The organism is Thalassospira indica, assembly GCF_003403095.1.
GTDB classification, from domain to species: domain Bacteria; phylum Pseudomonadota; class Alphaproteobacteria; order Rhodospirillales; family Thalassospiraceae; genus Thalassospira; species Thalassospira indica.
Map to the genome: position 1 here is coordinate 3,316,994 of NZ_CP031555.1, position 25,507 is coordinate 3,342,500.

The window sequence follows — 25,507 nt, forward strand, 5'->3', positions numbered from 1 at the left end:
TCGCCAAGCTTGTTACAGCCCTATGCGGTTTTGCACTGTGCCTTCTATTTTACCCGCAGCCAAGCCCGACAAAAGATCACAGAAACCAGCACAACCGCGAAACAGCCGATCAATACGGAGAATGCCGCACTGACGATCAGAAATGCCGGATCGGCGGGGATGCCAACGGCAACCAGTATCGCCACCACCTGCCCCATGACCGGCAATACCAAGGCTGAGAGAATGGGCAGGAACAGAACCACCGCCAAGAGTCGCACAAACAGATAGAAGAAGCATTGCCGTCCGACGGACAAAACATCGCCAAACCTTGCCCGCCCCGTCTGAACGATCATCGCACCCCATGCGCCCAACAGCACAAACAGGACAAAGACCAGAAGGGCCACCACAGCCCCGGCACCAAGACGTAAAGCGGCCGACGCATCAACGCGGCCTGTACTCATCAATAGAAGATCAGACACAAACACAAGCTGATAGAGCGTGACCAACACCGCCACCACCACTACAGCAGCCATCATGCCCCGCGCAAAACGCAACAAACCGGCCAAACCTTGCACGCGCATGGCTGCAAACCCGACCTCGCCCCTTAGGACAGCGATGTGGCTGACATAGGCAACGGGGATCAGCGGAATGGTATAAATCGCAAACCAGATGACTTGCCAGATGGCGCCCGTCAGGTTGGGCGTGCCTTCAGCGTCCAGCAATGCCGGGCCGGGCATGACAGCGCCAAGCCCGCTGATCAGAACTGTCAGCAGCACCGAAATGGCAACAATGCCCCGCCCCTGCCACATCAGGGCCATACCATCCTGAATAATCCAGGTCTTGAATGGCTGTGCGTTTCCGTTCATCGCCCCCCACATATCGCCGCCGCAATTGCGTGTGATTGATATGGCGATGAATGGGGTATCTGGTCAATGCATCTGGCTTACTCTGGCTTGGAAGGTAAAATTTAGGTCTTCCTCCCCGAACAGAGGCCCTGCGATGCAAATAAACTTGCCCCGCCACGCCTTTCGAATTAAACACCGCTAAGAGTGTTGATAATCATTCGACTACAAAATTTTGTGTGAAAATAGAAATCACACTTGCGTTGCGGGGCGTTCCATATTACCCATCAAAGCTAAGTGAAATACTTTTATAAACACTAATTTATGTGTTGATTGCCACAGTTATGATTGATCGGCAGGAAAGAGAATGCAGCCTAATCTGACCCATCTCCGCCAGCTTGAGGCAGAGAGTATCCACATCATCCGCGAGGTGGCGGCATCGTTCGAGCGGCCGGTGATGCTTTATTCCATCGGCAAGGATTCATCAGTTCTGCTGCATCTGGCGCGCAAGGCGTTTTATCCGGCCCCGCCGCCCTTTCCATTGATGCATGTCGATACCACCTGGAAATTCCGCGAAATGATCGCATTTCGCGACCGTATGGCGGCTGAATATGGCTTTGATCTGATTGTGCATATCAATCAGGACGGTGTGGAGCGCGGCATTGGCCCGTTCACCCATGGCTCCAGCCTGCATACCGACGTCATGAAGACGGAATCGCTGAAACAGGCGCTGAACAAATACAAGTTCGATGCAGCCTTTGGCGGTGCGCGGCGTGACGAGGAAAAAGCACGTGCCAAGGAACGTGTGTTTTCATTCAGGACCGAGACCCATCGCTGGGATCCGAAGAACCAGCGCCCGGAATTGTGGGATATCTATAACGCCCGGATCAACAAGGGCGAAAGCATCCGTGCCTTCCCGATCTCCAACTGGACCGAGCTTGACATCTGGCAATACATTTATCTCGAACAGATCCCGATTGTGCCGCTGTATTATTCTGCCAAACGTCCGGTGGTCGAACGCGACAGCATGCTGATCATGGTTGATGACGACCGCATGCCGCTGAACCCGGGTGAAAAGCCGGAAATGAAATCGGTGCGGTTCAGGACGCTTGGCTGCTATCCGCTGACCGGGGCGGTTGAGTCCGAGGCCGCCACCCTGCCCGACATTATCCAGGAAATGCTTCTGACCCGTTCAAGCGAACGTCAGGGCCGCATGATCGACCACGACCAGGCCGGGTCGATGGAGAAGAAGAAGCAGGAAGGTTATTTCTGATGTCCCATAAATCTGACCTGATTGCTGAAGACATTCTTGGTTACCTCAAGGCCCAGGAAGAAAAAAGCCTTCTGCGTTTCATCACCTGCGGCAGCGTGGATGATGGTAAATCGACCCTGATCGGGCGTCTGCTTTGGGATTCCAAACTGATCTTTGAAGATCAGCTGGCCGCCCTTGAATCAGATAGCCGCAAGGTCGGGACGCAAGGTGGCGAAATTGATTTCGCCCTACTGCTTGATGGTTTGCAGGCTGAACGCGAACAGGGCATCACCATTGATGTCGCCTATCGCTTTTTCTCGACCGACAAGCGCAAATTCATCGTCGCCGATACCCCCGGCCACGAACAATATACCCGCAACATGGCAACCGGTGCCTCGACCGCTGATGTTGCTGTCATCCTGATTGATGCGCGTAAGGGCATTCTGACCCAGACCCGCCGTCACAGCTTCATCACATCCCTTCTGGGCATCAAGCATGTGGTGCTGGCCGTCAACAAGATGGACCTGATCGACTACGACCAGTCGAAGTTCGATCAGATCGTTGCCGAGTATATGAAATTCGCCGAGCAGTTGAACTATAGCTCGATCACCGCGATCCCGCTTTCGGCCCTGCGTGGCGACAACATGATCGCGCCGAGCGCCAATACGCCCTGGTATTCCGGCCCGACGCTTCTGGCCCATCTTGAAGATGTGCAGGTCGAACAGGATGCGATTGAAAAGCCGTTCCGTTTGCCGGTGCAGTGGGTGAACCGCCCGAACCTTGATTTCCGGGGCTTTTCCGGCACCATTTCATCAGGCCGCGTCAAACCGGGTGACGAGGTTATCGTGACCGCATCGGGCCAGACCAGCAAGGTCAAGGACATCGTCACCTTTGATGGCAACCTAGATGTTGCCATTGCCGGTCAGGCGATCACCCTGACCCTTGAAGATGAAATCGACATTTCGCGTGGTGACGTTTTGGCACACGCAGATGCCAAGCCCGACTTTGCCGATCAGTTCGAAGCCCGCATCATCTGGATGCATGAAGATCATCTTCTGCCCGGCCGTCCCTATCTGATCAAGATGGGCGCACAGGTTGCCAATGCGCAGATCAGCGACCTTAAATACAAGGTCAATGTCAATACGCTTGAACATGAACCGGGCAAGACGCTTGAGCTTAATGAAGTCGGCATTGCCAATATTTCGGCTGACAAGGCGCTTGCCTTTGATCCTTATGACGAAAACCGTCATTCGGGCCGTTTCATCATCATTGACCGCTATACCAACGCCACTGTTGGGGCGGGCATGGTCAACCATTCGCTCCGCCGTGCGACCAACATCAAATGGCAGGAACTGGACATCGACAAGGGGGCGCGTGCCTATCAGAAAGGCCAGAAGTCGGCCATTCTGTGGTTCACCGGGCTTTCGGGTGCGGGTAAATCAACCGTTGCCAACCTGGTTGAGAAAAAGCTCCATGCCATGGGCAAGCACACCTACACCTTGGATGGCGACAATGTGCGTCATGGCCTGAACAAGGATCTTGGCTTTACCGATGCCGATCGTGTGGAAAACATCCGCCGCGTGGGTGAAACCGCCAAGCTGTTTGTCGATGCCGGTGTGATCACGCTGGTGTCCTTCATCTCGCCGTTTAGAAGCGAACGCCAACTGGCGCGCAGCCTTGTTGAGAAAGACGAGTTCATCGAGGTGTTTATCGACACCCCGCTTGAAGTCTGCGAACAGCGCGATGTGAAGGGTCTTTATAAAAAGGCCCGTGCTGGCGAGATCGCAAACTTCACCGGGATCGACAGCCCTTATGAGCGCCCGGAAAATGCCGAGATCACGGTCAACACATCCGATCAGACCGCCGAAGAAGCAGCAGAGGCCATTGTCTCCAAGCTTGAAGAATTCGGTGTTCTCGGGGCCTGGTTCCCGGAAATCTGATCTGCACTCAGACATGTATTCAGGAAAACCCGGCATCTATAAATGCCGGGTTTTCTATGTTCGGAAATGACCCAATAACAAATTGGTATCATCAGATTGATAAAAATGGCCCTTCAACACGGCACCATTCCGTAACAATCTGGCAGCATACTAACACCAGTCAGGATTGAAAATGACCACGCCCCACAAAGACATCTTTGGCAAACCCGTCGGCCACCCGGTTGAAAACTGGACCGGATGCGCGATGCCACCGCGCAACGACATGATCGGCAGCCACGTCATCGTAAGCCCGCTTGATGTTGCCCGCGATGCCACGCAACTGTTTGATGCCAACAGCAAGGTGCCCGATGGGTCGCGCTTCGCATACCTTCCGACTGGCCCGTTTGCCGATTTCACCGCCTACAAGGCGTGGCTGGATGGCATGAATGCCAATAATGACCCGATGCTCCATACCATCATCGACAAGGCATCCAACATGGCCGTCGGCGTTGCCGCCTTCATGCGGATGGATCCCACCAATGGCGTGATCGAAATCGGCAATATCAATTATGCCCCGGCCCTTTCAAGAACCATCGGCGGGACAGAGGCGATGTATCTGATGATGAAGCGCGCCTTTGATGAGTTGGGCTATCGCCGCTATGAATGGAAATGCGACGATCAAAACGCCCCGTCGCGTGCCGCCGCCACACGGTATGGCTTCACCTATGAAGGCACGTTTCGCAATCACATGGTCTATAAGGGGCGCAACCGCGACACCGCATGGTTTTCCGTCATTGTTGAAGAATGGCCTGCCGTCAAGGCCGCGTTCGAGGCGTGGCTGGCACCCGATAACTTTGACGAGACTGGAAAACAGCGCAAACGTCTTGAAGATTTTCGCCGTTAAACCCCAAAGCATGGTAGCATCCTGATCCTGCACCGATGTCAGGTCAGATCAGCGAGGCACACCATGTTTAAACGTGTCCTGATACGCATATTTTCCGTTCTGGCGGTTGCCACCTTTGGGATGGCCGCGGGTGTCCTTCCCGCTGCACGGGCGGATATCCTTCTGCCGACGCCCGACCAAAGCGACGTTATCCGCATTGAACTGAATGGCTATGAACAGCTTGAAAAGCTGTTTGAGGATCTTGGCTATACCGCAGAACGCTGGAACGCGGGGGAACGCATCGTTCCCCGGCTTTTCCTGCAAACCATCCCGACGAGATGGCGTGACGAACTTGCCGATCAACTGACGGTCACGGCCAAGAAACGTACATTTTTCCGGACACTCGGCCCGTTGACCCTGCTTGCGAACGAGGAAATCGCCCTGCAAAGCAGCGTCCTTAGCGATGCGATCCGCACCAACGACCTTTCAGTCATTGCCGAACTGGCCGAACAATACCGTGTTGAAACAGCCCCTGAAGACCCGGCAACCATCGTGGAACTTGAAAAACGCATCGCACCGGTTCCCCCGTCGCTTGCCATGGCGCAAATGGCCATCGAAAGCGGCTGGGGCACATCGCGCTTTGCCGCTCTTGGCAACGCATTGTTTGGTCAATGGACCTATGGCGGCGAAGGCATCACGCCCGAAGAACAGCGAAAGCATCTTGGTGATTACAAGATCGCGGCTTTCAAAACACCGTTCGGTTCGGTCCGGGCCTATATGATGAACCTCAATACCGGGTCGGCTTACACGGAATTTCGCGATTTGCGCGCCAGAATGATCACCGATCAGCAACCCCTTTCGGGATCTGTCTTGGCCGAAACACTGACCCGATATTCCGAACGCGGCAGTGTCTATATCGAAGAAATTCAGGCGGTCATTCGACAAAACAAACTCAGCCCCGTCGATGACGCCGTGCTTGAAGAAAGCCCCTATTACCAACTGATCCCGTCGGGTGAATAGCCATCTCACCCGCAATCAACAAACTGGTGATTTTCATTCCATCGAACTTGCGCTTATAGTCGCTGTTTCAACGAGATAACCGGAAACACCAGATGTTTGATGCCCGCCTGCGCCCGCTGATTGATGTGCCGTTAAATGCGATTGCGCGTACGCTTTCGGGCACGGGCATTACGCCGAACTTCATCACCGGCGTTGGCTTTTTCCTTGGCTTGCTGGCGGCAGGCTGTCTTGTGCTGAAACTTGATTACGCAGCACTTGTTTTTATCCTTGGATCACGGTTCATGGACGGGCTTGATGGCGCGGTTGCGCGCCATGCCGCCCCACGGTCGCGCCATCCCAATGCAAAAAGCCAGGAAAGCGATCTTGGCGGTTACTACGATATCGTGTCCGACTTTCTGTTTTATTCGGGCATCATTCTGGCCTTTGCCATCGGTCGTCCGGAACATGCCCTGATGGCGGCGTTTCTGATTTTCTGTTTTGTCGGCACCGGGTCGAGTTTTCTGGCCTATGCGATCATTGCTGCCAAGCAGGGGCGCATGGATGGCGATGCCCAAGGCAAGAAGAGCTTTTTCTATCTGACCGGCATCACCGAAGGCAGCGAGACCATACTGGTCTTATGCCTTATTTGTATCTTCCCGGCCTCGTTTAACATGATCGCCGCCATTTTCGGGGCCTTGTGCCTGATGACCACCATGGGACGGGTGCTTCAGGCCAGACGCGACTTTGGCTAGGATCGGGATTTGGGTTGGTGCGGCAAATATCGCAATATCAACCGCTTGAAACACATTCGGGGAACTGCCATATCGGATTTGTCGCCTTGTCGCTGACGATCATGACAGGATAAGGCAATAACAAAGGGCCAGCCTATCGGGCCGATCAAGAAAAACTGCAAGGAATAAAATGCGGTCCATCAGGTTTCTGTGCTCTGTCTTTGTCGGATGCTTCTTGCTGGTTGCCTGTGATCAATCAGGCCCGATCAAAATCGGTTTCATTGCGGGCCTGTCCGGCCCCGGATCGGATGCCGGAACGGATGCGCTTGATGCGTTGAAACTAGCCGCCCAACAGGTCAATACCGATGGCGGCATCAATGGTCGCATGGTGGAAATCATTCCACGTGATGATCTGAAAACACCGGAAGTGGCCCAAAATCACGTGCGCGAGCTCAAGCGCCTTGGCGTTGATGCCATTGTCGGCCCGATCATCAGTTCGATCGGTATGGCAATGCTGCCGGTGATCAATGAATTGGGTGTCGTGACCATTTCGCCGACGGTCTCTGCGGCCGACTTTGCCGGTTTTCGTGACAACCTGTTTCGCATGAACACCACGACGCGTGAAAATGCGCGCGCCTATGCGCGTCGTTATATCGATCAGGGCTATGAACGTGTCGCCCTTGCCCTTGACGGCCAGAACCAGGCCTTTGCCGACAGCTGGTATCGGGAATTCCTTCTGGAACTTGATGCCCTTGACGGGCGGGTCATCTCCAAAATCTGGATCAATACCGACAATATCACCCACGCCGAAGCAGCAGCCCAACTGTTGGCCGACGATCCTGACGCGATCGTTCTGATCACCAACAGCACAGACAGTGCGATGATGGCGCAGGAAATCCGCAAGCTGTCCTCAAGCATTCCGCTTTCTGTCTCAGAATGGGCAGGTTCACAGGCCCTGATCGAGGTCGGTGGCGAGGCGGTTGAGGGCGTGGAACTGGCACAGGTCTATGACCACTATGACACCAATCCACGCTTCCAGAAATTTGTCGCGGCGTTCAACGAAATGTTCGGTCGTCAACCCGGCTATACCGCGGTTCTGGGCTATGACGCGGCGACCGTTTTGTTTGCCGCACTCCGCACCAAGCACCCGGATCAATCGCTTGCCGATGCGCTGACCAATCTGCCGCCGCAACAGGGGCTGCATCAGGAACTGGTGTTTGATGCCTTTGGCGATGGCAATCGCAACATCTATTTTGTGGCCATCCAGGACGGAAAATTCATCCGGGTCGACTAAACAAGGCACGTAATTTCCAAAATAAAAGCCCTGCAACTGCAGGGCTTTTTTGTCTCAGGTCGGTATCGCTATCAACCGATCCTAGTGATCGCTTTCCTCAAGGAAATGATCGCCAAGGCCGGTATCATATTCCATGCCTTCCTTGGTCAGAACGATGCTGGCCGGATAGCCTTCCTTGACGAGCCCCTTGCGGGCAAGTGCGACCCAAACAGCCGGGTTATCGAACCCGCTGGCATCCCGGGCGGCCACAGTGAACTTTCCAACATGAACATGGTCGCCATGGGCATGGGGGACACGCAGAAGCGTTGCTTCGCCGGTGGCCTCGTCAATCTTGCCCGAATTCGGGTCCTTGGCAATCACCTGGGCCAGCACAAGGGTGCGCAGCTGCAGATTGTTGAGTTTCAGTGGATTTTTGCGAACGAATGCCATGATGAAGGATACCCCGGTTTATATGCGTTTGTCGCAAGGACATATCTGTCACTTGGCGCAATGATGCAAGCCCTGATTTTCGCCCAAATCAACCAGACTATCCACCTGCCAGCATCTTACGCAGCTTGCGATCGCGCTTAAGATGCCATTCCCGGCTCATCGCCTGCCCGAAGGTGCGAAACCGTTCGACATAAACCAGCTCCCACTGGCGTCCACGCGTCGTCTTGGCCCCCTTGCCGCAATTATGCGTCGCAAGCCTGGCCTCAACATCGGTCGACCAGCCAACATAGGTTCGGGGCAAAGCGGCCTTGCCCTGCCCCGGCCTGAAATCACATTCGCGCAGCACATAAACAAAGGTGAATGACGCCATGCTAGCACCACCCTTTGTGTTGGGTACTTGGTGATATGTTGGATTTCGTCACAGGGCGTGTCGAAAATGCCTGTTTGCGAGAACCGGCGCGCAGAGTACTTAACGTACGTGAGCACCGGAAGCGCAGCAAATGGGTGTTTGCAGACCGTCCTGTGACGAAAGGCGACATATCAGCCCATGGTGGAGTTGAAGGCTCCGCCATCAAGCAAGACATTCTGCCCGACCATGAATTTCGCATGCTCGCTGCACATGAAGGCACAGGTCGCCCCGAAATCAAGCGGATCACCAAAACGTCCCGTGGGAAGACCCGCCTGGGTTTTGGTGCGTGCCTCTTCCAGCGAAATGCCTTCTGCCTTGGATTTGTTGGTCATCAGCGCATTGATACGGTCCGTATCGTGCTGGCCCGGCAGGAGGTTGTTCATAATCACACCATCCTTGGCTACTTGGCGCGAAGTCCCGGCGACAAAGCCGGTCAGACCGGCACGCGCACCGTTTGAAAGGCCCAGATGCGGGATTGGCGATTTAACCGAACCCGATGTGATATTCACAATCCGGCCCCACTGGCGCGAAATCATGCCCGGCAGAACCGCGGTCGCAAGCAGGATCGGTGTCAGCATGTTCGACTGAACGGCGGCTTCCCATTCCTTCTGACCCCAGTCGGACCACACCCCCGGGGGCGGACCACCGGCGTTGTTCACAAGAATATCCGGCGCATCGACAGCAGCCAGAACCTTGTTACGGCCTTCTTCGATGGTAATGTCGCAGGCGACCGTTGTGACATTCACGCCATAGGTATCACGGATATATTCCGCGGTTTCACTCAGCGGCCCTTCGGAACGCGCATTGAGCACAAGATCAACACCGGCTTCGGCCAGCTTGATCGCGCAGCCACGACCAAGCCCCTTGGATGACGCACACACAATGGCCTTGCGGCCCTTAATTCCAAGATCCAATGGATCCTCCCATTTTCAGGAATTCAGACAATGGCAGGAATTTAGCCCGCACAGGCCAACCGGGTCAAACGCCCTTCCACGATTTGGAAAACGAATGTTCCAAAATATTCGACAATCCCAAACGCCAGTAGAAAAGCGCCGCCGCCATTTATCACCATCGGTGCATTTACATAATCTGAGCACCGGTCAGACGCCGCCGGTTCGGAAAATGATAACTTTTGCGAAATTGATAAAGAATTTCCGTGGCTTGCCCATTTGATCGTCACTAGCCTTCGCCCACAAACAATCAATCAACCAAAGCACCGGGGCACATCCAAAGGCGTGCCTGCCCGACGCTCAACACGCTTATATGTAGCCCGACAGGTTTTACCGTGAAGACACTCTTCCGCCCCCAGATACCACTGCCACTTGCCGTTTTTGCAACGCTTCTCAGTCTGACCTCGCCCAGCAGTGCACAGGATCAAACTTCTGCCAAATGGGGAGCGCACCTTGATCTTGAAGGCAAAGCAGGCACAGACCGCAATCTCGGTGAGACCGATCTTTTCATTCCGCTTCTTCAGAATGAAGATACGCTGTTCTTTACTAATTTACGTACACGCATGGATGATGGCAGCAGTGTTGAAGGCAATTTCGGCCTTGGCATCCGCCACATGCATGAAAGTGGCTGGAATCTGGGTGGTGTTGCCTATTTTGATCGCCGACAAAGCGAATGGGGCAACTACTTCAATCAGGTAACACTTGGTGCCGAGGCGCTTTCAACCGACTGGGATTTTCGCAGCAACGCCTATATCCCGCAGGGAAGCCGTGTTCGCAATGTTAACGCCTTGAACGAGGCCAATCTGTCGGGCACAACCATCAGCTTCCGCGGCGGCGAAGAACGCAGCATGGCGGGCTTTGATGGCGAAATCGGCTGGCGTCTGCCGGTCTATGAACCAGAAGAACCCCGGCAAATCCGATTGTTTGCCGGTGGATATCATTTCTTTGCCGATAAAGTCGAGGACATAACCGGCCCACGACTGCGGGCTGAAATGACATTCGACGAGGTACCCTGGCTTTGGAACGGATCGCGCTTTTCCATAGGAGGCGAATGGCAACATGACAAACCGCGTGGCTCACAGGGATTTGTTACAGCACGTCTGCGCATTCCGCTGCAATTCTTTGGCGCAGGCCACAAGCGCCTGACACCGATGGAACGGCGCATGACTGATCCGGTGGTCCGTGACATTGATATTGTCAGCCAAGCTGGCGCCTTCGGCCCGGTTGAAACCGCCACAGAAACAGCCGATGGCCAAACTTTGACGGTTATCAACGCCTCATCGGTGGCCGATACAGATGAATTCAATATTGACCTGGGCACAGCAGGGGCCAATACGGTTATCATTGACGGAACAATTGATGTAGATAAGCAGGTAAATATGGTTGCCGGTCAAACGCTGGTCGGGTCTGGCAATATCACTGTTAAATCCCCTTCCGGTCGGGAAGCGGTCCTGACCATCTCCGGCGGCAAAATCGCGGCGACGAACCAAAATAACGCTTATACACTGCTGATGAGAGATAATACCAAACTGATCGGAATGACCGTCAGCAATTCGAATAATGGGACTGGCACGTTTGCAGTTCGCGCTGACAACACAACCGGTGTCACAATCGAAAACAGCACACTTACGTCCTTTGATGGGACAACGAGTAGCGTTGCCATCGCAGCCAGTGGCTCAACAAATCTGGTCGTTCGTAACAACACGTTATCGGCATCATCCAATACCGCCACTACGAACGGAATTGTTGTTGGAAACGCCACCAATGCGACCATTGCCAACAACACGTTTTCACTTTCAACCACCGGCACCAAAAGAGTTATTAGCGGTAACGGAGCAACAATTTTCAACGTCGCATCAACCGGGAACACGACCAATGATGGTAGCTGTTTCTTTGCTGCGGCACCGACACGTTCTGTAGGCTTTAGCACCATCAATTGCCCGTAGAATAAACGGCGAGTTGACAGCAAAGACCTCAGCCAAACACCGCATCATGCGCCGTAACATAGGCAATGGCGGCCTTGGACACATCGCTGGCGGTCATGCCGGGTTTATAGATGCCCGATCCAAGGCCAAAGCCATCGCAGCCCGCCTTAGCATAGGTGCTAAAATCATCCGGGCCAACCCCGCCGACAGCAAAAACCGGCAGGTCTTTGGGCAGGACCGCGCGCATGGCCTTGATGCCCTCAGACCCGATGATGCTGGCCGGAAAAATCTTGAGGCCATCTGCGCCGGCCTTGATCGCGGCAAAGCATTCGGTGGGCGTCAAAACGCCGGGCCAAGACCCCATGCCCAGTTCCTTGGTCTTGGCGATCACGTCGATATCGCAATTTGGCGACACGATGAATTCACCATTCGCCGCTTTGACATTGGCAACATCATCGGGGGTCAGGACCGTCCCCGCCCCGATCATCGCCGCATCGCCAACCGCGTCTTTCATCGCCGCAATGCTTTTAAGCGGTTCGGGGGAATTCAGCGGCACTTCGATCATGGTGATCCCGGCATCGACCAGCGCGCGCGCCATATCAACGGCCTCATGGGGCTGTACGCCGCGCAGGATCGCGATCAGGCGGCGATGGGCCTTGCCGGTTACCGGATCGGTAATCTGTTCTCCGACATAGTTTGTCATGGCTCAGGTCTCCTGTGGTGGCGAAATAAGGGTGTCATGGGCCTGACGCAGCCCCGAAAGCGTGATTGCAGCACCGTCTTGCAAGGCCGCCCTATAGCCATGAACGGCCAAGGCCGCCTGATAAAGCGACGCCAGCTTGCCCGCCCCGATGAGCGCGATGTTCTCGCCCGGCTGCAAAAGCCCCAAAACATCGGCGATTTCTGCACCAATTACCGTGCCCGACAAAACCGATGCCCCCGGGGCCACAGATGCGCCCACAGGTGCCACCAGCGCGCCCGCCCGCACCCCAAAAAGGCTATGCAAAAACGCGGTTGGCTGTTCGGATGCCTTGCGCACCGCATCAGCAAAACTCGCATCATCCCAAGTATCATCAACCGAATGGCGCAGGATGGAGTGTTGGAAGAGCAAGGCAAACACCTCGCCACTCATATAGGTGCGAAAGCCCCTGATCATGCCTGTGCTGACATGCGCCCATTTCGAATGGGTACCTGGCAAACAGACCCAACCGGCAAAGTCCGGATTTTGCGCCATGAAGCCGACAAGCTGGGTTTCCTCGCCGCGCATGACGTCAGGGTCAGCGCGCTGACAAAGCCCCGGCAGGATAAAAACAGAAATGCGAGGATCGGTCACATTCGGCGTCACCGCTCCCTTTGCCAGATCGCTCGGACGTGCCGGCACATCGCAATAAGGGGCTTCAAGCCAGCCTTGCTTGGCCCCGGCCATGCCGCAAATCACCACCGGCAGCTTTGCCGGGGCAGCGCCAAGCCAATCTTCGATCAGGTCGATCAGGACCGCCTCAAACGAAAGTTTGGGGTCGCCTGCAATCGCATTCATACCCAGCGGACTTTCCGCCGAACCAAGGATGTTAGCGGTATCATCCATCGCCCAAAGGCGCAGGTTCGACGTCCCCCAATCAACCGCGATCCAGCTCGGGAAGATCTTTTTAGTCATGCTCGAATACGTCCCTTCCCGTGAAATTCCTTATTGGTTTTATTCCTCATACTATTTCGCGCACACCAGTTCAACTGCAACCAGCACACACGCCAATAGCACCGAAGCTTTAGGCCGGGTGGGCCGAGGGCGTGGCATCGGGGGTGCTACCTAATTCATCGAGAAGCTTCTGATGGGCACGCCAGTTCTGTGCTTCGATAAACACTTTCGATACTTCGGGAATTTCGGCGCGAATATCGCTTTCAAGCCGCGATACGGCGGCCTCCAACGCGACCGATGTGACCGTATCTTCGAAATCAACACTGACGCACACAATCAGGCTTTGCGGCCCGTGATGCAGGGTAATGATCTCGTTGACCTTAAGGATGCCGGGAATGGCGGCAACCATATCATTGATCTTCTTGCGGCTTTGGCTGTTGGCACTTTCCCCGATCAAAAGCCCCTTGCACTCAACCGCCAGCATAAAGGCCGTCACCGCCAGAATAAGCCCGATCATCACCGATGCCAAACCATCAAGAACCGGCATTTCAAGCAAATACGCCGCCGCAATCCCGACACACGCCACAACAAGCCCCAAAAGCGCTGCTGAATCCTCAAACAGGATGACAAACACGGTCGGGTCCTTGCTGCTGCGTACCGCCTTGATCAGCGGCACGTTCGGATGCTGTGCCCGGAAGGTGATATAGGCCGTGCGAAACGCCAAGCCCTCAAGCACAATCGCAATCACAAGGATCGAAAAAACCACGTGATAGGTGCGGATATCAAACCCGCCAAGTGTTGCCACCACATGCACATCAAGCGCATGCGGATGAATGACCTTGTCCACCCCTTCCCAGATCGAAACGCCCGCACCCAACCCGAAAATCATCACCGCCACCAGAAACGACCAGAAATAGGTTTCCTTGCCATAGCCCAGCGGATGCCGTTCATCGGGTTCACGGGTTGAAAGCTTCAAACCCAAAAGCAAAAGCCCCTGATTGCCGGTATCGACAAGCGAATGAATGCCTTCCGACATCATCGCGGCCGATCCGGTAATCGCCGCCCCGCCAAACTTGGCCACCGCAATCAGCAAATTGGCTGCTGCCGCCATATAGATGGCACCTTTTGAAGAATGAGACATATGGGGATTTCCGCTTTCTGTGGGGCGATGATTTGGCCTTTAACATCCGGGATCAGGAAAACCCCGCATGTTTAAGGCCTTAAGACTGTGAACTCGAACACAGTCTACCCGACTGATTGCAAATGTCACGGCCCCAACCGACCCCGGCCCAAACCGGCACTTTCACTAATCCACATCAAACCATCGATAAAAACTATCGAAAACACATGAAATAACTATTTCCCCTATCAACTGTATCGTTGTTAGCCTTCTTAAAGCGATGGGAAACCCTTTGCGCAAAATTGATTACCCCGTGTCGCATTGCGATCCCTGAGTTGATGATTACCTTCAACATGAAACCGTCACGCATAACTTCTGGTTTCATGGTGCTGGTTTTGGTTAAACTAGGTCAGGGAGAAACAACAAACGGACGCAACACACCAACGCGTCCCACGACCGCGCGATACACGCGATACGGGTCCAGAAGCTGTTTAAAACATCTCAGCCACGACGGAGAGAGAAAATGGACGGAAAACATACCGCAGGGAAATGTCCGGTAATGCATGGCGGTCAGACCGCGCTGGGCACAACGGTCATGGATTGGTGGCCGAACGCATTGAACCTTGACATCCTTCACCAGCACGACACCAAAGTGAACCCGCTTGGCAAGGATTTCAACTATGCCGAAGAACTCAAAAAACTTGATGTCGAAGCGCTGAAAAATGATCTCCGCGCCCTGATGAAAGACAGTCAGGACTGGTGGCCTGCAGACTGGGGCAGCTATGTTGGCATGTTCGCCCGTGTCGCATGGCATGCTGCCGGCTCTTACCGCCTGGCCGATGGCCGTGGTGGCGGCGGCACCGGCAACCAGCGTTTCGCACCCCTGAACTCCTGGCCCGATAACGTCAACACCGATAAGGGCCGCCGTCTTCTCTGGCCGATCAAAAAGAAATACGGCAACAAAATCTCCTGGGCTGACCTGATGATCCTGTCAGGCACCATTGCCTATGAAGTTGCCGGTCTGAAAACATTTGGCTTTGCCTTTGGCCGCGAAGACATCTGGCACCCGGAAAAAGACACCTATTGGGGCGCTGAAAAAGAATGGCTGGCACCTTCTGACAGCCGCTATGGCGACGTTTCCAAACCGGACACCATGGAAAACCCGCTGGCTGCGGTTCAGATGGGTCTGATCTATGTGAACCCGGAAGGCGTAAATGGTCAGCCTGACCCGGCCAAAACCGCAGCCCAGGTTCGTGAAACCTTCGCCCGTATGGCAATGGATGATGAAGAAACCGCGGCACTGACCGCCGGTGGCCACACCATTGGTAAATGTCATGGCAACGGCGATGCCGCAGACCTGAGCCCGGAACCCGAAGCCGGCAACATCGTTGACCAGGGCATGGGTTGGTTCAATACCAAAGGCCGTGGTATTGGTCGTGACACCGTTGTTTCGGGCATCGAAGGCGCCTGGACCAAAAACCCGACCCAGTGGGATATGGGCTGGTTTGACCTGCTGTTCGGCTATGAATGGGAACTCAAGAAAAGCCCGGCCGGTGCATGGCAGTGGATGCCGATCGACATCAAGGAAGAAGACATGCCGGTCGACGTCGAAGACCCGTCAATCCGCTGCATGCCGATCATGACCGATGCCGATATGGCGATGAAAGTCGACCCGACCTACAACGCCATCTGCCAGAAATTCATGAAGGACCCGGAATACTTCTCCGAAACCTTCGCCCGTGCCTGGTTCAAACTGACCCACCGTGATATGGGCCCGAAATCCTGCTATCACGGTCCGGATGTACCGTCTGAAGACCTGATCTGGCAGGACCCGATCCCGACTGTTGATTATACGCTGAGCGAGTCCGAAATCGCCGATCTCAAATCCAAACTGCTCGCTCTTGGCATCGCCCCGGCCGATCTGATCAATACCGCTTGGGATAGTGCCCGCACCTACCGGGGTTCGGACAAACGTGGTGGTGCCAATGGGGCACGCATCCGTCTTGCCCCGCAGAAGGACTGGGAGGGCAACGAACCGGCCCGCCTTGCCAAGGTGCTGAAGGCCCTTGAAGACTTCCAGGCAGGCCTTGCCAAGAAAGTCTCGATTGCCGATCTCATCGTTCTGGCCGGTACCGCCGCGGTTGAAAAGGCCGCCAAGGATGCCGGGGTAAACATCACCGTCCCGTTCGCACCGGGTCGGGGTGACGCCACCGATGAAATGACCGATGCCGACAGCTTCGACGCGCTCGAGCCGCTGGCAGACGGTTTCCGCAACTGGTCGAAAAAGGACTATGTTGTATCGCCAGAAGAAATGCTGCTGGATCGTGCGCAGCTCCTCGGTCTGACGGCTCATGAAATGACCTGCCTGATCGGTGGCATGCGTGTTCTGGGCACCAACCATGGTGGCACCAAGCACGGCGTCTTTACCGATCGCGAAGGTGTTCTGACGAACGACTTCTTCGTCAATCTGACCGACATGGCCTATAGCTGGAAGCCGGCGGGCGACAACCTGTATAACATTTTTGATCGCAAGTCCGGCGACACCAAATTCACCGCCACCCGCGTCGATCTGGTGTTTGGCACCAACTCCATCCTGCGCGCCTACGCCGAAGTCTACGCCCAGGACGACAACCAGGAGAAGTTCGTCAAGGACTTCGTCGCGGCTTGGACCAAAGTCATGAATGCGGATCGCTTTGATCTGGCGTGAGAGGCTGATCGCCTGATGTGATTTGGAGCTTTAGGGTTCTGATGTGAGAACACCCCCGGTCGTGAGGCTGGGGGTGTTTTTTTGCTCAACTATTTATTGTTGCCATTCACTTATTCTACCGCCTAAAATTGCAGACAACAACAAACACTATACAAACAGAGACTAAAATTGCCTCACCTAGAGCCTGAGCAGATCAAAGATCACATCGCAAAGAACCAGTTCCTAGCGATTACTGTTGATACGTCAATCATTGATAAATTTGGTTGCAACCTAGAGCACAAGGTTCTCAAAGCATTGGATCAATTTCAGAATGGAACAATAAAAGTTCTCATATCTGAAATAGTCGAGAATGAGATCAAGTCCCACATCTCCCGCGCCGCAGAGAGCACTCGCAAAGCTGTAAACAAGGCTCTTCAAGATCACGCTAAACGATGGCAGATTGATTTCGACGGCGAAAAAATAGAAAAAGAATTATCGCTGGACAGCGACGCTAAAGAAGCGGCTAAGTTGCAATTCGACAAATTTCTTTATGAAGTTAAGGGCGAAATTGAATAGCCCCTGGAATTGTAGACACCCGGTTTGATCAGATTTTTCGTCTTTCGAATTCGACGGGTGACAACATCCCGTTGGTACTATGTTTGCGCTTCGGGTTGTAGAACATTTCTATGTAATCGAAGACATCCTGACGTGCCTCATCCCGTGATTTATAGACCCTGCAGCGGATGCGTTCGCGTTTAAGCAAGTTGAAGAAACTTTCGGCAACAGCATTGTCATAACAGTTCCCACGGCGGCTCATACTATGTTCAAGATTGTGCTGACGAAGGAAAGCGGCCCAGTCGATGCTGGTATATTGGGAACCCTGATCAGAATGGATCAGCACCCTGTTCTTTGGCTTACGCCGCCAGACGGCCATCAGCAAGGCTTGCAGAACAACCTCTGTATCTTGTCGCTGCTTCAATGCCCAGCCAACCACCATGCGGGAATAAAGGTCAATTACGACGGCAAGATACGCAAATCCTTCCTGTGTCTTGATATAGGTGATATCGGTCACCCAAACGGTATTTGGTCTGGCGGTATCAAACTGCCGATCCAGTTTGTTGTCAGCGACGACAGCCGGTTTGCCGCCATATTTGCCGGGACGCTTCTTGTAACCGATCCGGGCGCGTATGCCTGCATTGCGGGCCAGTCGGGCAACACGGTTCGGACTGCAACTCTCTCCCATATCCAGCAGATCATCATGGATTTTGCGGTAGCCATATACCTGACCGCTGTCTTCCCATATCTGGCGAACAAGCGCGGTCTGCCTTTGATCTTCCAGAAACCGGGCGCTGTGTGGTTTCTTCTGCCAGGCATAAAAGCCACTGGGATGAACCTGCAAACACCGGCACATGGTGCGCACCGAGTAGACCCGGCGATGCTGGTCAATAAACGCGTACCTCATTTTGCATCCCTGGCGAAGTACGCGGTTGCCTTTTTTAGAATATCGCGCTCCTCGGTGATCCGCGCGAGTTCTTGCTTCAGGCGGCGTATCTCGGATGATTGTTGATCAGCTTCAGCAATCGTATCAGGGGACTTGCTGAACTTCTTCTTCCACACATACAGGGAATGTGTGCTGACACCGAGACGAGCAGAAACTTCCGCTACTGAGTAACCTCGTTCTGTAATCTGGCGAACGGCATTGATTTTGAACTCATCGGTAAAATGACTCTTGGGCATCGTAAACTCCTTGCCTCACTTTATAAGTGATGGGGTGTCTACAATTCCAGGGGCTATTCAAATCGTTCCAGCATCAGATTCATCTACAGATGATTTGATCACACGCTACTTTGAAAGACAGCCCCCCTTCGAAGATAATGCCAAGAAGAAAAATGAGTTTCCAGACGCATTTGCATTACTCTCTTTGGAAAGAGCTGCCAAACACGGCAAGAACCTCATACTCTGTGTTTCATCCGACCAAGGTTGGCAAAATTTTGCCGATAATTCCGACTTTTTGGTCTGTATTGATGACTTAGAACTAGCACTTTCCTACTTTAATGATTCAGGCAGAAAAACCGCTGACCATGTTATCGCGCTATGGCAGGAGGGGAATGCTAAAGATCTTGAAGAGTCCATACATAGAGAATTCGAGCACCAACTGGAAAGCCTTTATTTTCTGGCTGATGGCAGCGCGCCCGTCGAGTTCGAAGGGAATTCAGAAGGTGCAACACTGGAGACATTTTCAATTATGGACGGTGTTGCTCCCATTGTTATCGAATCAACAGAAGATGAGGTTGTTTTTACGATTGCGGTGGATGCGACTGTCAGGTTCTTTGCATCATTTGATTTTTACGTGACCGACAGCTTCGACAGAGATGAGGTTCATTTGAGTTCGCAAGCTTACGATACAGAACAAAACATCACCGCAGGATTGGTTTTAACTGTCCAAAGAGAAACAGATGAAATCCCCGAGCCGGAGGTCTTAGACGTTAAGGTCTACATGGACGTTTCGGAGGTAAACTTCGGTCACATTGAGCCATTCCCACACGAAGACCCTACGCACGAAAAATACTAGCACCCGAGAAAAGATGCTTCCCGCTTAAATATAATACTTGAACGGCTGAGGTGCGCCTTCGATATTTGGTGCAGCAGTTAGAATTTCTCCAATTGCATCCGCAAATTTAAGAGTTACGGGAACTCCATCTGAAAATGAACACCCGTTAAAATTCACCTTTGTCAGGGCGAGTATATCGGAAACGACTTGGTGTAAGTCACCATCACCCCAATCAATATATACAGCTAAGGGATTTGGCACCTCAAAGCCCGGATAAGTATTAAACCTCGCAACGTATCCCTTTGTCCAAAGATAAGCCATGCGCTTATGGACCTGATAATACGTACCTCTGATTGGTGGTTGTTTTGCTAAGCGATAAAGCTTTAGTTCATCTGTAGGGCGTATTCGAATGCCTATAATTTTTGTCTCATCCGTCTTGGCATCGTTAAACCCCAGCCACTCCTCCTTGTCGAAACGAGTACGCCCATGAATGAATATTTCCTGTGGTGGTTCACCATGGATGCGCTTGTAAGCTTGGATAACTAATTTCATCAGCTCAGAAGCTTTTGCCCGCGGCAAATGGAACTGCCTAAGTTCTTTGGAATACCAAGGACCAACTGCACCTCTGAAAACCAACCCATCTCCAGAACGCAAAAATAGTTGAGCACCACAACAGGCATTTCCTGAGGCTGGGTCAGAAGAGTCTTTCTTAAATACGATACCAACGTAACAAACGCCTGGACGTATATCACGTATTCTCCATGGAGGACCTGCCGATTTAAAATAGGTTGTCGTGCAAAGATTCCATGCCAAGGTTGCTGGGTCTTGAATTGTTCGCTTCTCCGTCGCGGTTTCAGGCCAAGTAGCCTGATCAAGTGTTGTCTCCTTAATAATTTGCACAACAGCTTTATTCAGTAATCTTGCTTTAAGCTGATTATGAAAATTCAAATCATATAACTGAAGCTGTGCCTGCTGGTTGTCTTCTTCAAACATTGAGGGCTCAGCTAAAAACTCTCTAGCGTCCTTATTTTTCATCTGCGCTGAACCAGCTTTACGTTCTGAGATCGGCGGCGCTTTCTGTGGTCTTCCCCATAAAAACACCTCACCCGGAATAATAACGAACCAAAGGTCTGGAGTGATATCTGCTTCATCGTTCAAATGGTCCGATATCGCGTCAGAAAATATATCGACGGTTTTCTTGATCGACTCATGACGATTCCGAATACGGATGGTGTCCTGTATTTTGGTATTCGAAACACGTAACTCAGCTAACGGCTTCTCAGGCCATTTCATTCCAAATGCGGCTTGAAAGCCCGGAAAAGCAGAATGATGGGCAACACCTTCCTTGTATGGAGCGATATATCCCTGAACCGATTTGCGCCACTTTGCAAACAACTCAATTCCCTTATCTGTTCCGATAACACCATACTTCAGTACTCCACCCGAAACTGGTGAAGCCAACGGGCCGTATAGAAACAAACCGTCTTTTGGATGCTCCTCGCACTGGCCGTGAGCAAATTCAAGTTGAGTTTCAGGAACAAATTTCAGGTTTCGCTCCGTCATATTTCTTCCTCTTCGTCTTCACGCAATATGAAGGCAGGGTCGCTCAAACGGAGGTAAGTTTCCATTCTCTCATTCTCTTCCTCACTACTATCACTTGTATCCTGTGAGACGGGATCTGATTGAATGCAAACATCAGTCGACAAGATTAATGGACGGCAGCAGAGGCGAATAGATTGTGTCTCTGATACCTGCAATTCGATGTATTCGTTTTCCTGAGCTAGCCATGCAGCGAACCCCATGATCAGCCCTCGCCATTTTTCATTGAACCACATACTCGTCAATGAGCGTCGAACTGAGTTCATACGTGTCTTATTTTCAAGTGGATTCTCTGAATCCTCCGAAATTATAACGCGAGGCTGCAGTACGATGACGGACAGGTCTCCCAGAAATACTCTCCCAGTAAATCCCAGATGCCAATAATATCTTGGAACCTCGTTTCCGTTGCCATCTTGTCTCTTGCCGCGCGTACCTGAAACTGCACGGCGCCGGGCCTTTCCATTGAAATCTAAGTATCTTAATTGTCCATCCTCAGGCACTCCCTTAGGGAACCACCATGCCATTTTCTGGTTTGCCATTTCGTAGGGAGATAATCCCCGGCCTTCTAGGGCTATATCCCATGCTTGTCGGACAATAGAAGAGATTTTATTTTTGGCATCACGTTGTTTTATTTGTGAGAATCCATGTGTGTCACCAATTAAAAAATCCTCAGTAGCAAGAGAGTAACGGTGCTTTATGGGTATTGCCTCCCCTAGCACAGATTGAAACTCTTCAGACTCTGCAAAACATGCCAACAGGCGCCCGTGATCAATGCAAGGCAAACTACATGATGCAGCAATTGAGCGTGGCTCTGACGATTTAATCGGTTTCAATATCTCATAGAAATGCAGCATGGGAGGCAAGTCTTCAATCTCAAGCCAATTCGATTGAAGCAGCTCTTCACCACCTACCAATGATCTTGCGTGGTACTTATGTACTTGACGCCAAGATTGAATTGCGAACTCTTCCAAGTTCTCTTCTCGAGGCACGTGATCTCTTTCAAATACCTCGACCAGACTATCGAACCCATCCGCCCAATTTGCGGAGCAGTCGATACCATTCAATCTCAAAAAGTCTATTGAGAAATCGCTAAAACTAGTCGCATCTATCCGAACAGGTATGATGAAGTATTCATCCTCAATTTGTTTTTTGAGGATGTTCGCGAGCGCTACTTCTTTTGCAATCCCATCCCTCAAGTGCCCATGTTCATCGAAAGCATTTGCAGAGATCACGATAACAAATTTGACGGTTCGTGTGCGTAACACCGCCTCTATATCTTTCCAGAAGTCCTCCCCACCAATCAACTTCTGCTGATCACACCATACTTCATACCCGGCCATCGTCAGCCTAGACCCGAGCCAAGTAGCAAAAATGTTATCCCCAAGCGTTGCATGACTGATAAAGACGAGATCACGTTTGGTGGCCTGAGCGCGTTCAGCGTTATTATTCTTTTCCACCTAACACTCTCTTACATATTTCAAGACACTTATCTGCGCTAATTAACAGCACCGACACTCTACTCTAAGGTGCGCGCACAATACCAATTCTTCGTTAAGCCTACATTCTGTTCACGTATCTACCAACATCAACTTTCAACCTTTGCGTGCCCTTATCACAACGCACATAATCAAAGATGAATGGCCATACTCTTCACATGCACTAGCCCGTTCTCATTTTAGTTTTGCTTGCTATATGATGTTGAGGGTACAGCGCAGCCTAATTTAATCTCTCGACTGGGAGATGTGTTTTCATAGGAAAAACATAAACAGTTAGCCCTATACGCCCGCATAGAACTATTCCAAACCGCGATAAAATTATATCATCGGCGAAGGATCTGAACTTTTAAGGAAAAGATCGGTTGCCCTATATCCAAGACCACTGGCTGGGAAAGCACGCTCTGTTATTCGCGCTGTGCGTCAACCTGATCCTGATCCGTGCCCTGATTCTGTTTGCCGACCGCTATACACTCCCGCCCTATATCTCTGATCGCATCCCCGCACTGATCGCGACGGTTGCGTTTATCCTTATTTTCCATGGCGTTGTTTTTGTCTGGCAGGTGGTTGGTGTTCTGCGCGCCACCCAACATCAATCAAGCATTCTTGCCAATATCTGGACCGTTGTGACCTATGGGGTGATCGGGCTTTGTTTGGCCTTTACCGCGCTCAGCATCGCGGCGTCTTTCCGTGCCCTCGCCCCGGAGCGGTTTATGCCAGTCAACCTGACCGAGCTTGAAGATGCCCGCGCCAGCCAATATGCGCTGACGCTTAGCTCTGACGCCACCCGCATTCATGTCACCGGGACTTTTGCACTGGGTATGGCGCAGCGGTTGGCGGCCCTGCTCGATCAAAATCCGGAGGTTACCGGCATTGTGCTGCACAGTGATGGCGGGCATGTCTATGAAGGGCGCGGTGTCGGCTTCCTGATCCGCGACCGGGGCTTGGACACCTATGTGTTTGAGGCCTGCAGCTCCGCCTGCACGACCGCCTTTATCGGTGGCGTCAAACGTTATCTCGGCCCCGACGGACGTCTTGGTTTCCATCAATACAAGGTCGATCTCGATTACCCCGTGCCGCTTTATGACATCAAAGGCCAGCAGGAAAAGGAAATCACCTTCTATCGCAACCAGGGCATTGCCGAGAGTTTCTTGGAGCAAGTCTTCCTCGCCCCGCATACCGGGATCTGGTTCCCGGAGGGGACGGAGCTGATGGAGGCCGGGGTTGTGGATGGGGTGGTTGAGTAAGTTTGAGTTTGCAACCGAACGACCGGATGTGAAGCACTGGACGCCACAATCAACCTGCTAACGATAGAAGTTACCGCAGGTTGATTTGGCAAGAGTGAGTTTTATGATCCCCCCTACAGCACTCCGTTTTGCCGGTAATGCGGTGTCGGGAACGCCCCCGGATGATGCCGGCATGCGCACCATACAGCGCCGAAGAAAACGTATTCTTCGGCTTGGTGTTGTGGTTCTTCTGGTACTCGTTGCCGGATCTCGGTCCTTGACGGATCGCCAGAGCGCGCTTCACGACATGATCGAAGCCGTTGGGCTATTTGCGATTTATGTATGCATCATCGGACGTGGCTGGTGCTCCCTTTATATCGGCGGGCGCAAGAAAACAGAGCTTGTCACCACCGGGCCTTATTCAAGCTGCCGTAATCCACTTTATCTTTTCAGCATAATCGGGGCTTTTGGCGTCGGGGCCCAGACCGGCAGCATCGTGCTCGCCAGTTTGTTTGCGGGCGTGTGCTGGATGGTATTTCGCAATGTGGTCTTGCAAGAAGAGGTGCTGTTATCAGAACGTTTTGGCAAGGCATTCCGGCGCTATCAGAATACTGTGCCGCGTTTTCGGCCGACTTGGTTTCGCTGGCGGGATGAAGAAACGCTGCTGTGCAAGCCGTCACTGTTTTTAACCACCACGCGCGATGCGATGTGGTTTCTCGCTGCTGGACCGGTATTGGAAGGCATCAAAGTGATGCAGGAAAAGGGATGGCTGGCACCTTTGATCTATCTGCCCTAAGTGCCAAACCCAAACAGGTTATCCCGGTTTAGCCCGAAGCGGTTAATAGACAGCTTGTCCTTTATCTCGCGCTACGATTTTGCGATCTCCCCCACCCCCAGCAATAGCAGTCCTTTACCCGTCGATCCGTTATTTGCCCAGACGTGGACGGGCATAAGTCGATCCATACAAGACCGCCTGAATGAAGCGCCGACCCTTTCCATTGTTTTTAGGCCTGCCGGGCTGCTGTCACAAATGTTTGATCCAGGAACGATGATGACGAAAGCAGCCCCCGAACTGCACAACGTAATAGCGGAGTAGAAATTGATATGAAACCGACCGAAAATCCCCAAAGGAACCTCGCAATAGGACGCCGCAGCTTTCTAAGTGGTGCGGCGGCCCTTGGTGTTGGTGCCGGATTGGCCGCACCCGCCATTGCCGCCGACACCACCACGGCAGCCAAATCGTCCATTGCCTTGCGAGACCGGGACCTGCCCTTTATCGCCACCGAAGAGACCTATACCACCGACGAACTGATCGCGCTGAACGCGATTAACGATGATCACGTAGAATACCTCAAGGAAACCGGCCTTGCCGAACTCGGCCCCGGCCGCATCGGGGACATGGATCAGGCAGGGATCAATGTTCAGATCCTCTCCGCACATACACCAGGTGTGCAGGATCTCGCGGGTCAGGAAGGCATCGATTTTGCCTATCGCCTCAACAAGATGATTGCCACAGGCCCAATGGTCACCTATCCGGGGCGGTTCCAGGCCTATGCAACCCTGCCGCTACAGGACCCGGCGGCATCA

The 25,507-nt window shown here is 52.9% G+C and carries 23 protein-coding genes (1 of these 23 only partly in view); 13 read left to right on the forward strand and 10 right to left on the reverse strand.

Annotated features, from left to right (window positions below; all coding sequences use genetic code 11):
* Positions 1–44: 44 nt before the first annotated feature.
* Entirely contained in the window at positions 45–845 is an 801-nt protein-coding gene (locus DY252_RS15650) for a hypothetical protein (RefSeq protein ID WP_064790571.1), read from the reverse strand.
* Between the two features lie 355 nt (positions 846–1,200).
* Between DY252_RS15650 and cysD the strand changes: the two genes are divergently transcribed.
* The 6 genes from cysD (at position 1,201) to DY252_RS15680 (ending at position 7,899) form a co-directional block, all read left to right on the forward strand.
* Entirely contained in the window at positions 1,201–2,094 is an 894-nt protein-coding gene (gene cysD, locus DY252_RS15655; RefSeq protein WP_245960880.1) for a sulfate adenylyltransferase subunit CysD, read from the forward strand.
* Positions 2,094–4,013: a sulfate adenylyltransferase subunit CysN gene (gene cysN, locus DY252_RS15660; RefSeq protein ID WP_064790569.1), complete on the forward strand. Its 1,920-nt coding sequence runs from the start codon at positions 2,094–2,096 to the stop codon at positions 4,011–4,013. Before cysD ends, cysN begins: the two co-directional genes overlap by 1 nt.
* Before the next feature lie 172 nt (positions 4,014–4,185).
* Positions 4,186–4,896, forward strand: a complete 711-nt coding sequence (locus DY252_RS15665; RefSeq protein ID WP_064790568.1) for a GNAT family N-acetyltransferase — start codon at positions 4,186–4,188, stop codon at positions 4,894–4,896.
* A 63-nt stretch (positions 4,897–4,959) separates the two neighbouring features.
* Complete coding sequence (locus DY252_RS15670) at positions 4,960–5,895, forward strand: glucosaminidase domain-containing protein (RefSeq protein WP_064790567.1); 936 nt, start codon at positions 4,960–4,962, stop codon at positions 5,893–5,895.
* Between the two features lie 92 nt (positions 5,896–5,987).
* The gene (locus DY252_RS15675; protein ID WP_064790566.1) at positions 5,988–6,626 is read left to right on the forward strand and encodes a CDP-alcohol phosphatidyltransferase family protein; all 639 of its coding nucleotides are present in this window, start codon (positions 5,988–5,990) and stop codon (positions 6,624–6,626) included.
* Positions 6,627–6,795: 169 nt separating this feature from the next.
* A complete protein-coding gene (locus DY252_RS15680; RefSeq protein ID WP_064790565.1) occupies positions 6,796–7,899 on the forward strand; it encodes an ABC transporter substrate-binding protein in 1,104 nt (367 codons plus the stop codon).
* Positions 7,900–7,980: 81 nt separating this feature from the next.
* Here DY252_RS15680 and DY252_RS15685 read toward each other — a convergent pair whose 3' ends face one another.
* The 3 genes from DY252_RS15685 to DY252_RS15695 all read right to left on the reverse strand — a co-directional run bounded on the left by DY252_RS15685 (position 7,981) and on the right by DY252_RS15695 (position 9,651).
* Positions 7,981–8,328 carry a hypothetical protein gene (locus tag DY252_RS15685; protein WP_008890446.1) on the reverse strand — a complete coding sequence of 116 codons (348 nt, stop codon included), beginning with the start codon at positions 8,326–8,328 and terminating at the stop codon, positions 7,981–7,983.
* A gap of 97 nt (positions 8,329–8,425) precedes the next feature.
* On the reverse strand, positions 8,426–8,698 hold the full coding sequence (locus DY252_RS15690) for a GIY-YIG nuclease family protein (protein WP_064790564.1): 273 nt from the start codon (positions 8,696–8,698) through the stop codon (positions 8,426–8,428).
* A gap of 170 nt (positions 8,699–8,868) precedes the next feature.
* Complete coding sequence (locus tag DY252_RS15695; protein WP_064790563.1) at positions 8,869–9,651, reverse strand: SDR family oxidoreductase; 783 nt, start codon at positions 9,649–9,651, stop codon at positions 8,869–8,871.
* A gap of 371 nt (positions 9,652–10,022) precedes the next feature.
* Between DY252_RS15695 and DY252_RS15700 the strand changes: the two genes are divergently transcribed.
* Positions 10,023–11,633: an inverse autotransporter beta domain-containing protein gene (locus tag DY252_RS15700; protein ID WP_064790562.1), complete on the forward strand. Its 1,611-nt coding sequence runs from the start codon at positions 10,023–10,025 to the stop codon at positions 11,631–11,633.
* 28 nt (positions 11,634–11,661) lie between these two features.
* On the opposite strand, the gene DY252_RS15705 is transcribed toward DY252_RS15700, so the two are convergent.
* The 3 genes from DY252_RS15705 to DY252_RS15715 form a co-directional block, all read right to left on the reverse strand.
* On the reverse strand, positions 11,662–12,315 hold the full coding sequence (locus tag DY252_RS15705; protein WP_064790561.1) for a 2-dehydro-3-deoxy-6-phosphogalactonate aldolase: 654 nt from the start codon (positions 12,313–12,315) through the stop codon (positions 11,662–11,664).
* 3 nt (positions 12,316–12,318) lie between these two features.
* Entirely contained in the window at positions 12,319–13,266 is a 948-nt protein-coding gene (locus DY252_RS15710) for a 2-dehydro-3-deoxygalactonokinase (protein ID WP_064790560.1), read from the reverse strand.
* Between the two features lie 109 nt (positions 13,267–13,375).
* A complete protein-coding gene (locus tag DY252_RS15715) occupies positions 13,376–14,386 on the reverse strand; it encodes a cation diffusion facilitator family transporter (RefSeq protein WP_064790559.1) in 1,011 nt (336 codons plus the stop codon).
* Positions 14,387–14,888: 502 nt separating this feature from the next.
* On the opposite strand from DY252_RS15715, the gene katG reads away from it, so the two are divergent.
* Positions 14,889–17,072 (forward strand): catalase/peroxidase HPI, encoded by a 2,184-nt coding sequence (gene katG, locus DY252_RS15720; protein ID WP_064790558.1) that lies wholly within the window; start codon positions 14,889–14,891, stop codon positions 17,070–17,072.
* 168 nt (positions 17,073–17,240) lie between these two features.
* Positions 17,241–17,627, forward strand: coding sequence for a PIN domain-containing protein (locus DY252_RS15725; protein ID WP_064790557.1), 387 nt, complete (start codon positions 17,241–17,243; stop codon positions 17,625–17,627).
* Positions 17,628–17,655: 28 nt separating this feature from the next.
* Here DY252_RS15725 and DY252_RS15730 read toward each other — a convergent pair.
* Positions 17,656–18,788, reverse strand: a protein-coding gene (locus DY252_RS15730; RefSeq protein WP_086013190.1) for an IS3 family transposase whose coding sequence is annotated in 2 segments (ribosomal slippage) — positions 17,656–18,539 and positions 18,539–18,788 — 1,134 coding nt in all. Because the reading frame shifts where the segments join, the coding sequence is not laid out codon by codon here.
* On the opposite strand from DY252_RS15730, the gene DY252_RS15735 reads away from it, so the two are divergent.
* Positions 18,781–19,623: a PIN domain-containing protein gene (locus DY252_RS15735; RefSeq protein WP_129542747.1), complete on the forward strand. Its 843-nt coding sequence runs from the start codon at positions 18,781–18,783 to the stop codon at positions 19,621–19,623. The genes DY252_RS15730 and DY252_RS15735 overlap by 8 nt on opposite strands.
* 24 nt (positions 19,624–19,647) lie before the next feature.
* Here DY252_RS15735 and DY252_RS15740 read toward each other — a convergent pair whose 3' ends face one another.
* Both DY252_RS15740 and DY252_RS15745 read right to left on the reverse strand, forming a co-directional pair.
* Positions 19,648–21,165, reverse strand: a complete 1,518-nt coding sequence (locus DY252_RS15740) for an argonaute/piwi family protein (protein ID WP_064790850.1) — start codon at positions 21,163–21,165, stop codon at positions 19,648–19,650.
* A complete protein-coding gene (locus tag DY252_RS15745; protein ID WP_064790849.1) occupies positions 21,162–22,658 on the reverse strand; it encodes a toll/interleukin-1 receptor domain-containing protein in 1,497 nt (498 codons plus the stop codon). Before DY252_RS15745 ends, DY252_RS15740 begins: the two co-directional genes overlap by 4 nt.
* 401 nt (positions 22,659–23,059) lie before the next feature.
* Between DY252_RS15745 and DY252_RS15750 the strand changes: the two genes are divergently transcribed.
* From DY252_RS15750 to DY252_RS15760, 3 genes are all read left to right on the forward strand, one after another.
* Positions 23,060–23,941 carry a COG3904 family protein gene (locus DY252_RS15750; RefSeq protein WP_064790848.1) on the forward strand — a complete coding sequence of 294 codons (882 nt, stop codon included), beginning with the start codon at positions 23,060–23,062 and terminating at the stop codon, positions 23,939–23,941.
* Between the two features lie 286 nt (positions 23,942–24,227).
* On the forward strand, positions 24,228–24,716 hold the full coding sequence (locus tag DY252_RS15755) for a methyltransferase family protein (RefSeq protein WP_231959841.1): 489 nt from the start codon (positions 24,228–24,230) through the stop codon (positions 24,714–24,716).
* Positions 24,717–25,024: 308 nt separating this feature from the next.
* On the forward strand, positions 25,025–25,507 hold the start of the coding sequence (locus tag DY252_RS15760; RefSeq protein WP_064790847.1) for an amidohydrolase family protein. The gene runs 660 nt beyond the window's last position; 483 of the gene's 1,143 nt are visible here — the first part of the coding sequence; the start codon lies at positions 25,025–25,027; the stop codon falls past the right edge of the window.

What these genes read in the sequence shown, in the direction of transcription:
- katG (WP_064790558.1), top strand. Translation starts at nt 14,889, where the DNA reads ATGGACGGAAAACATACCGCAGGGAAATGTCCGGTAATGCATGGCGGT.
- DY252_RS15670 (WP_064790567.1), top strand. Translation starts at nt 4,960, where the DNA reads ATGTTTAAACGTGTCCTGATACGCATATTTTCCGTTCTGGCGGTTGCC.
- DY252_RS15740 (WP_064790850.1), bottom strand. Translation starts at nt 21,165, where the DNA reads ATGACGGAGCGAAACCTGAAATTTGTTCCTGAAACTCAACTTGAATTT.
- DY252_RS15675 (WP_064790566.1), top strand. Translation starts at nt 5,988, where the DNA reads ATGTTTGATGCCCGCCTGCGCCCGCTGATTGATGTGCCGTTAAATGCG.
- DY252_RS15690 (WP_064790564.1), bottom strand. Translation starts at nt 8,698, where the DNA reads ATGGCGTCATTCACCTTTGTTTATGTGCTGCGCGAATGTGATTTCAGG.
- DY252_RS15755 (WP_231959841.1), top strand. Translation starts at nt 24,228, where the DNA reads ATGATCGAAGCCGTTGGGCTATTTGCGATTTATGTATGCATCATCGGA.
- DY252_RS15685 (WP_008890446.1), bottom strand. Translation starts at nt 8,328, where the DNA reads ATGGCATTCGTTCGCAAAAATCCACTGAAACTCAACAATCTGCAGCTG.
- DY252_RS15705 (WP_064790561.1), bottom strand. Translation starts at nt 12,315, where the DNA reads ATGACAAACTATGTCGGAGAACAGATTACCGATCCGGTAACCGGCAAG.
- DY252_RS15665 (WP_064790568.1), top strand. Translation starts at nt 4,186, where the DNA reads ATGACCACGCCCCACAAAGACATCTTTGGCAAACCCGTCGGCCACCCG.
- DY252_RS15650 (WP_064790571.1), bottom strand. Translation starts at nt 845, where the DNA reads ATGAACGGAAACGCACAGCCATTCAAGACCTGGATTATTCAGGATGGT.
- cysN (WP_064790569.1), top strand. Translation starts at nt 2,094, where the DNA reads ATGTCCCATAAATCTGACCTGATTGCTGAAGACATTCTTGGTTACCTC.
- DY252_RS15715 (WP_064790559.1), bottom strand. Translation starts at nt 14,386, where the DNA reads ATGTCTCATTCTTCAAAAGGTGCCATCTATATGGCGGCAGCAGCCAAT.
- DY252_RS15710 (WP_064790560.1), bottom strand. Translation starts at nt 13,266, where the DNA reads ATGACTAAAAAGATCTTCCCGAGCTGGATCGCGGTTGATTGGGGGACG.
- DY252_RS15680 (WP_064790565.1), top strand. Translation starts at nt 6,796, where the DNA reads ATGCGGTCCATCAGGTTTCTGTGCTCTGTCTTTGTCGGATGCTTCTTG.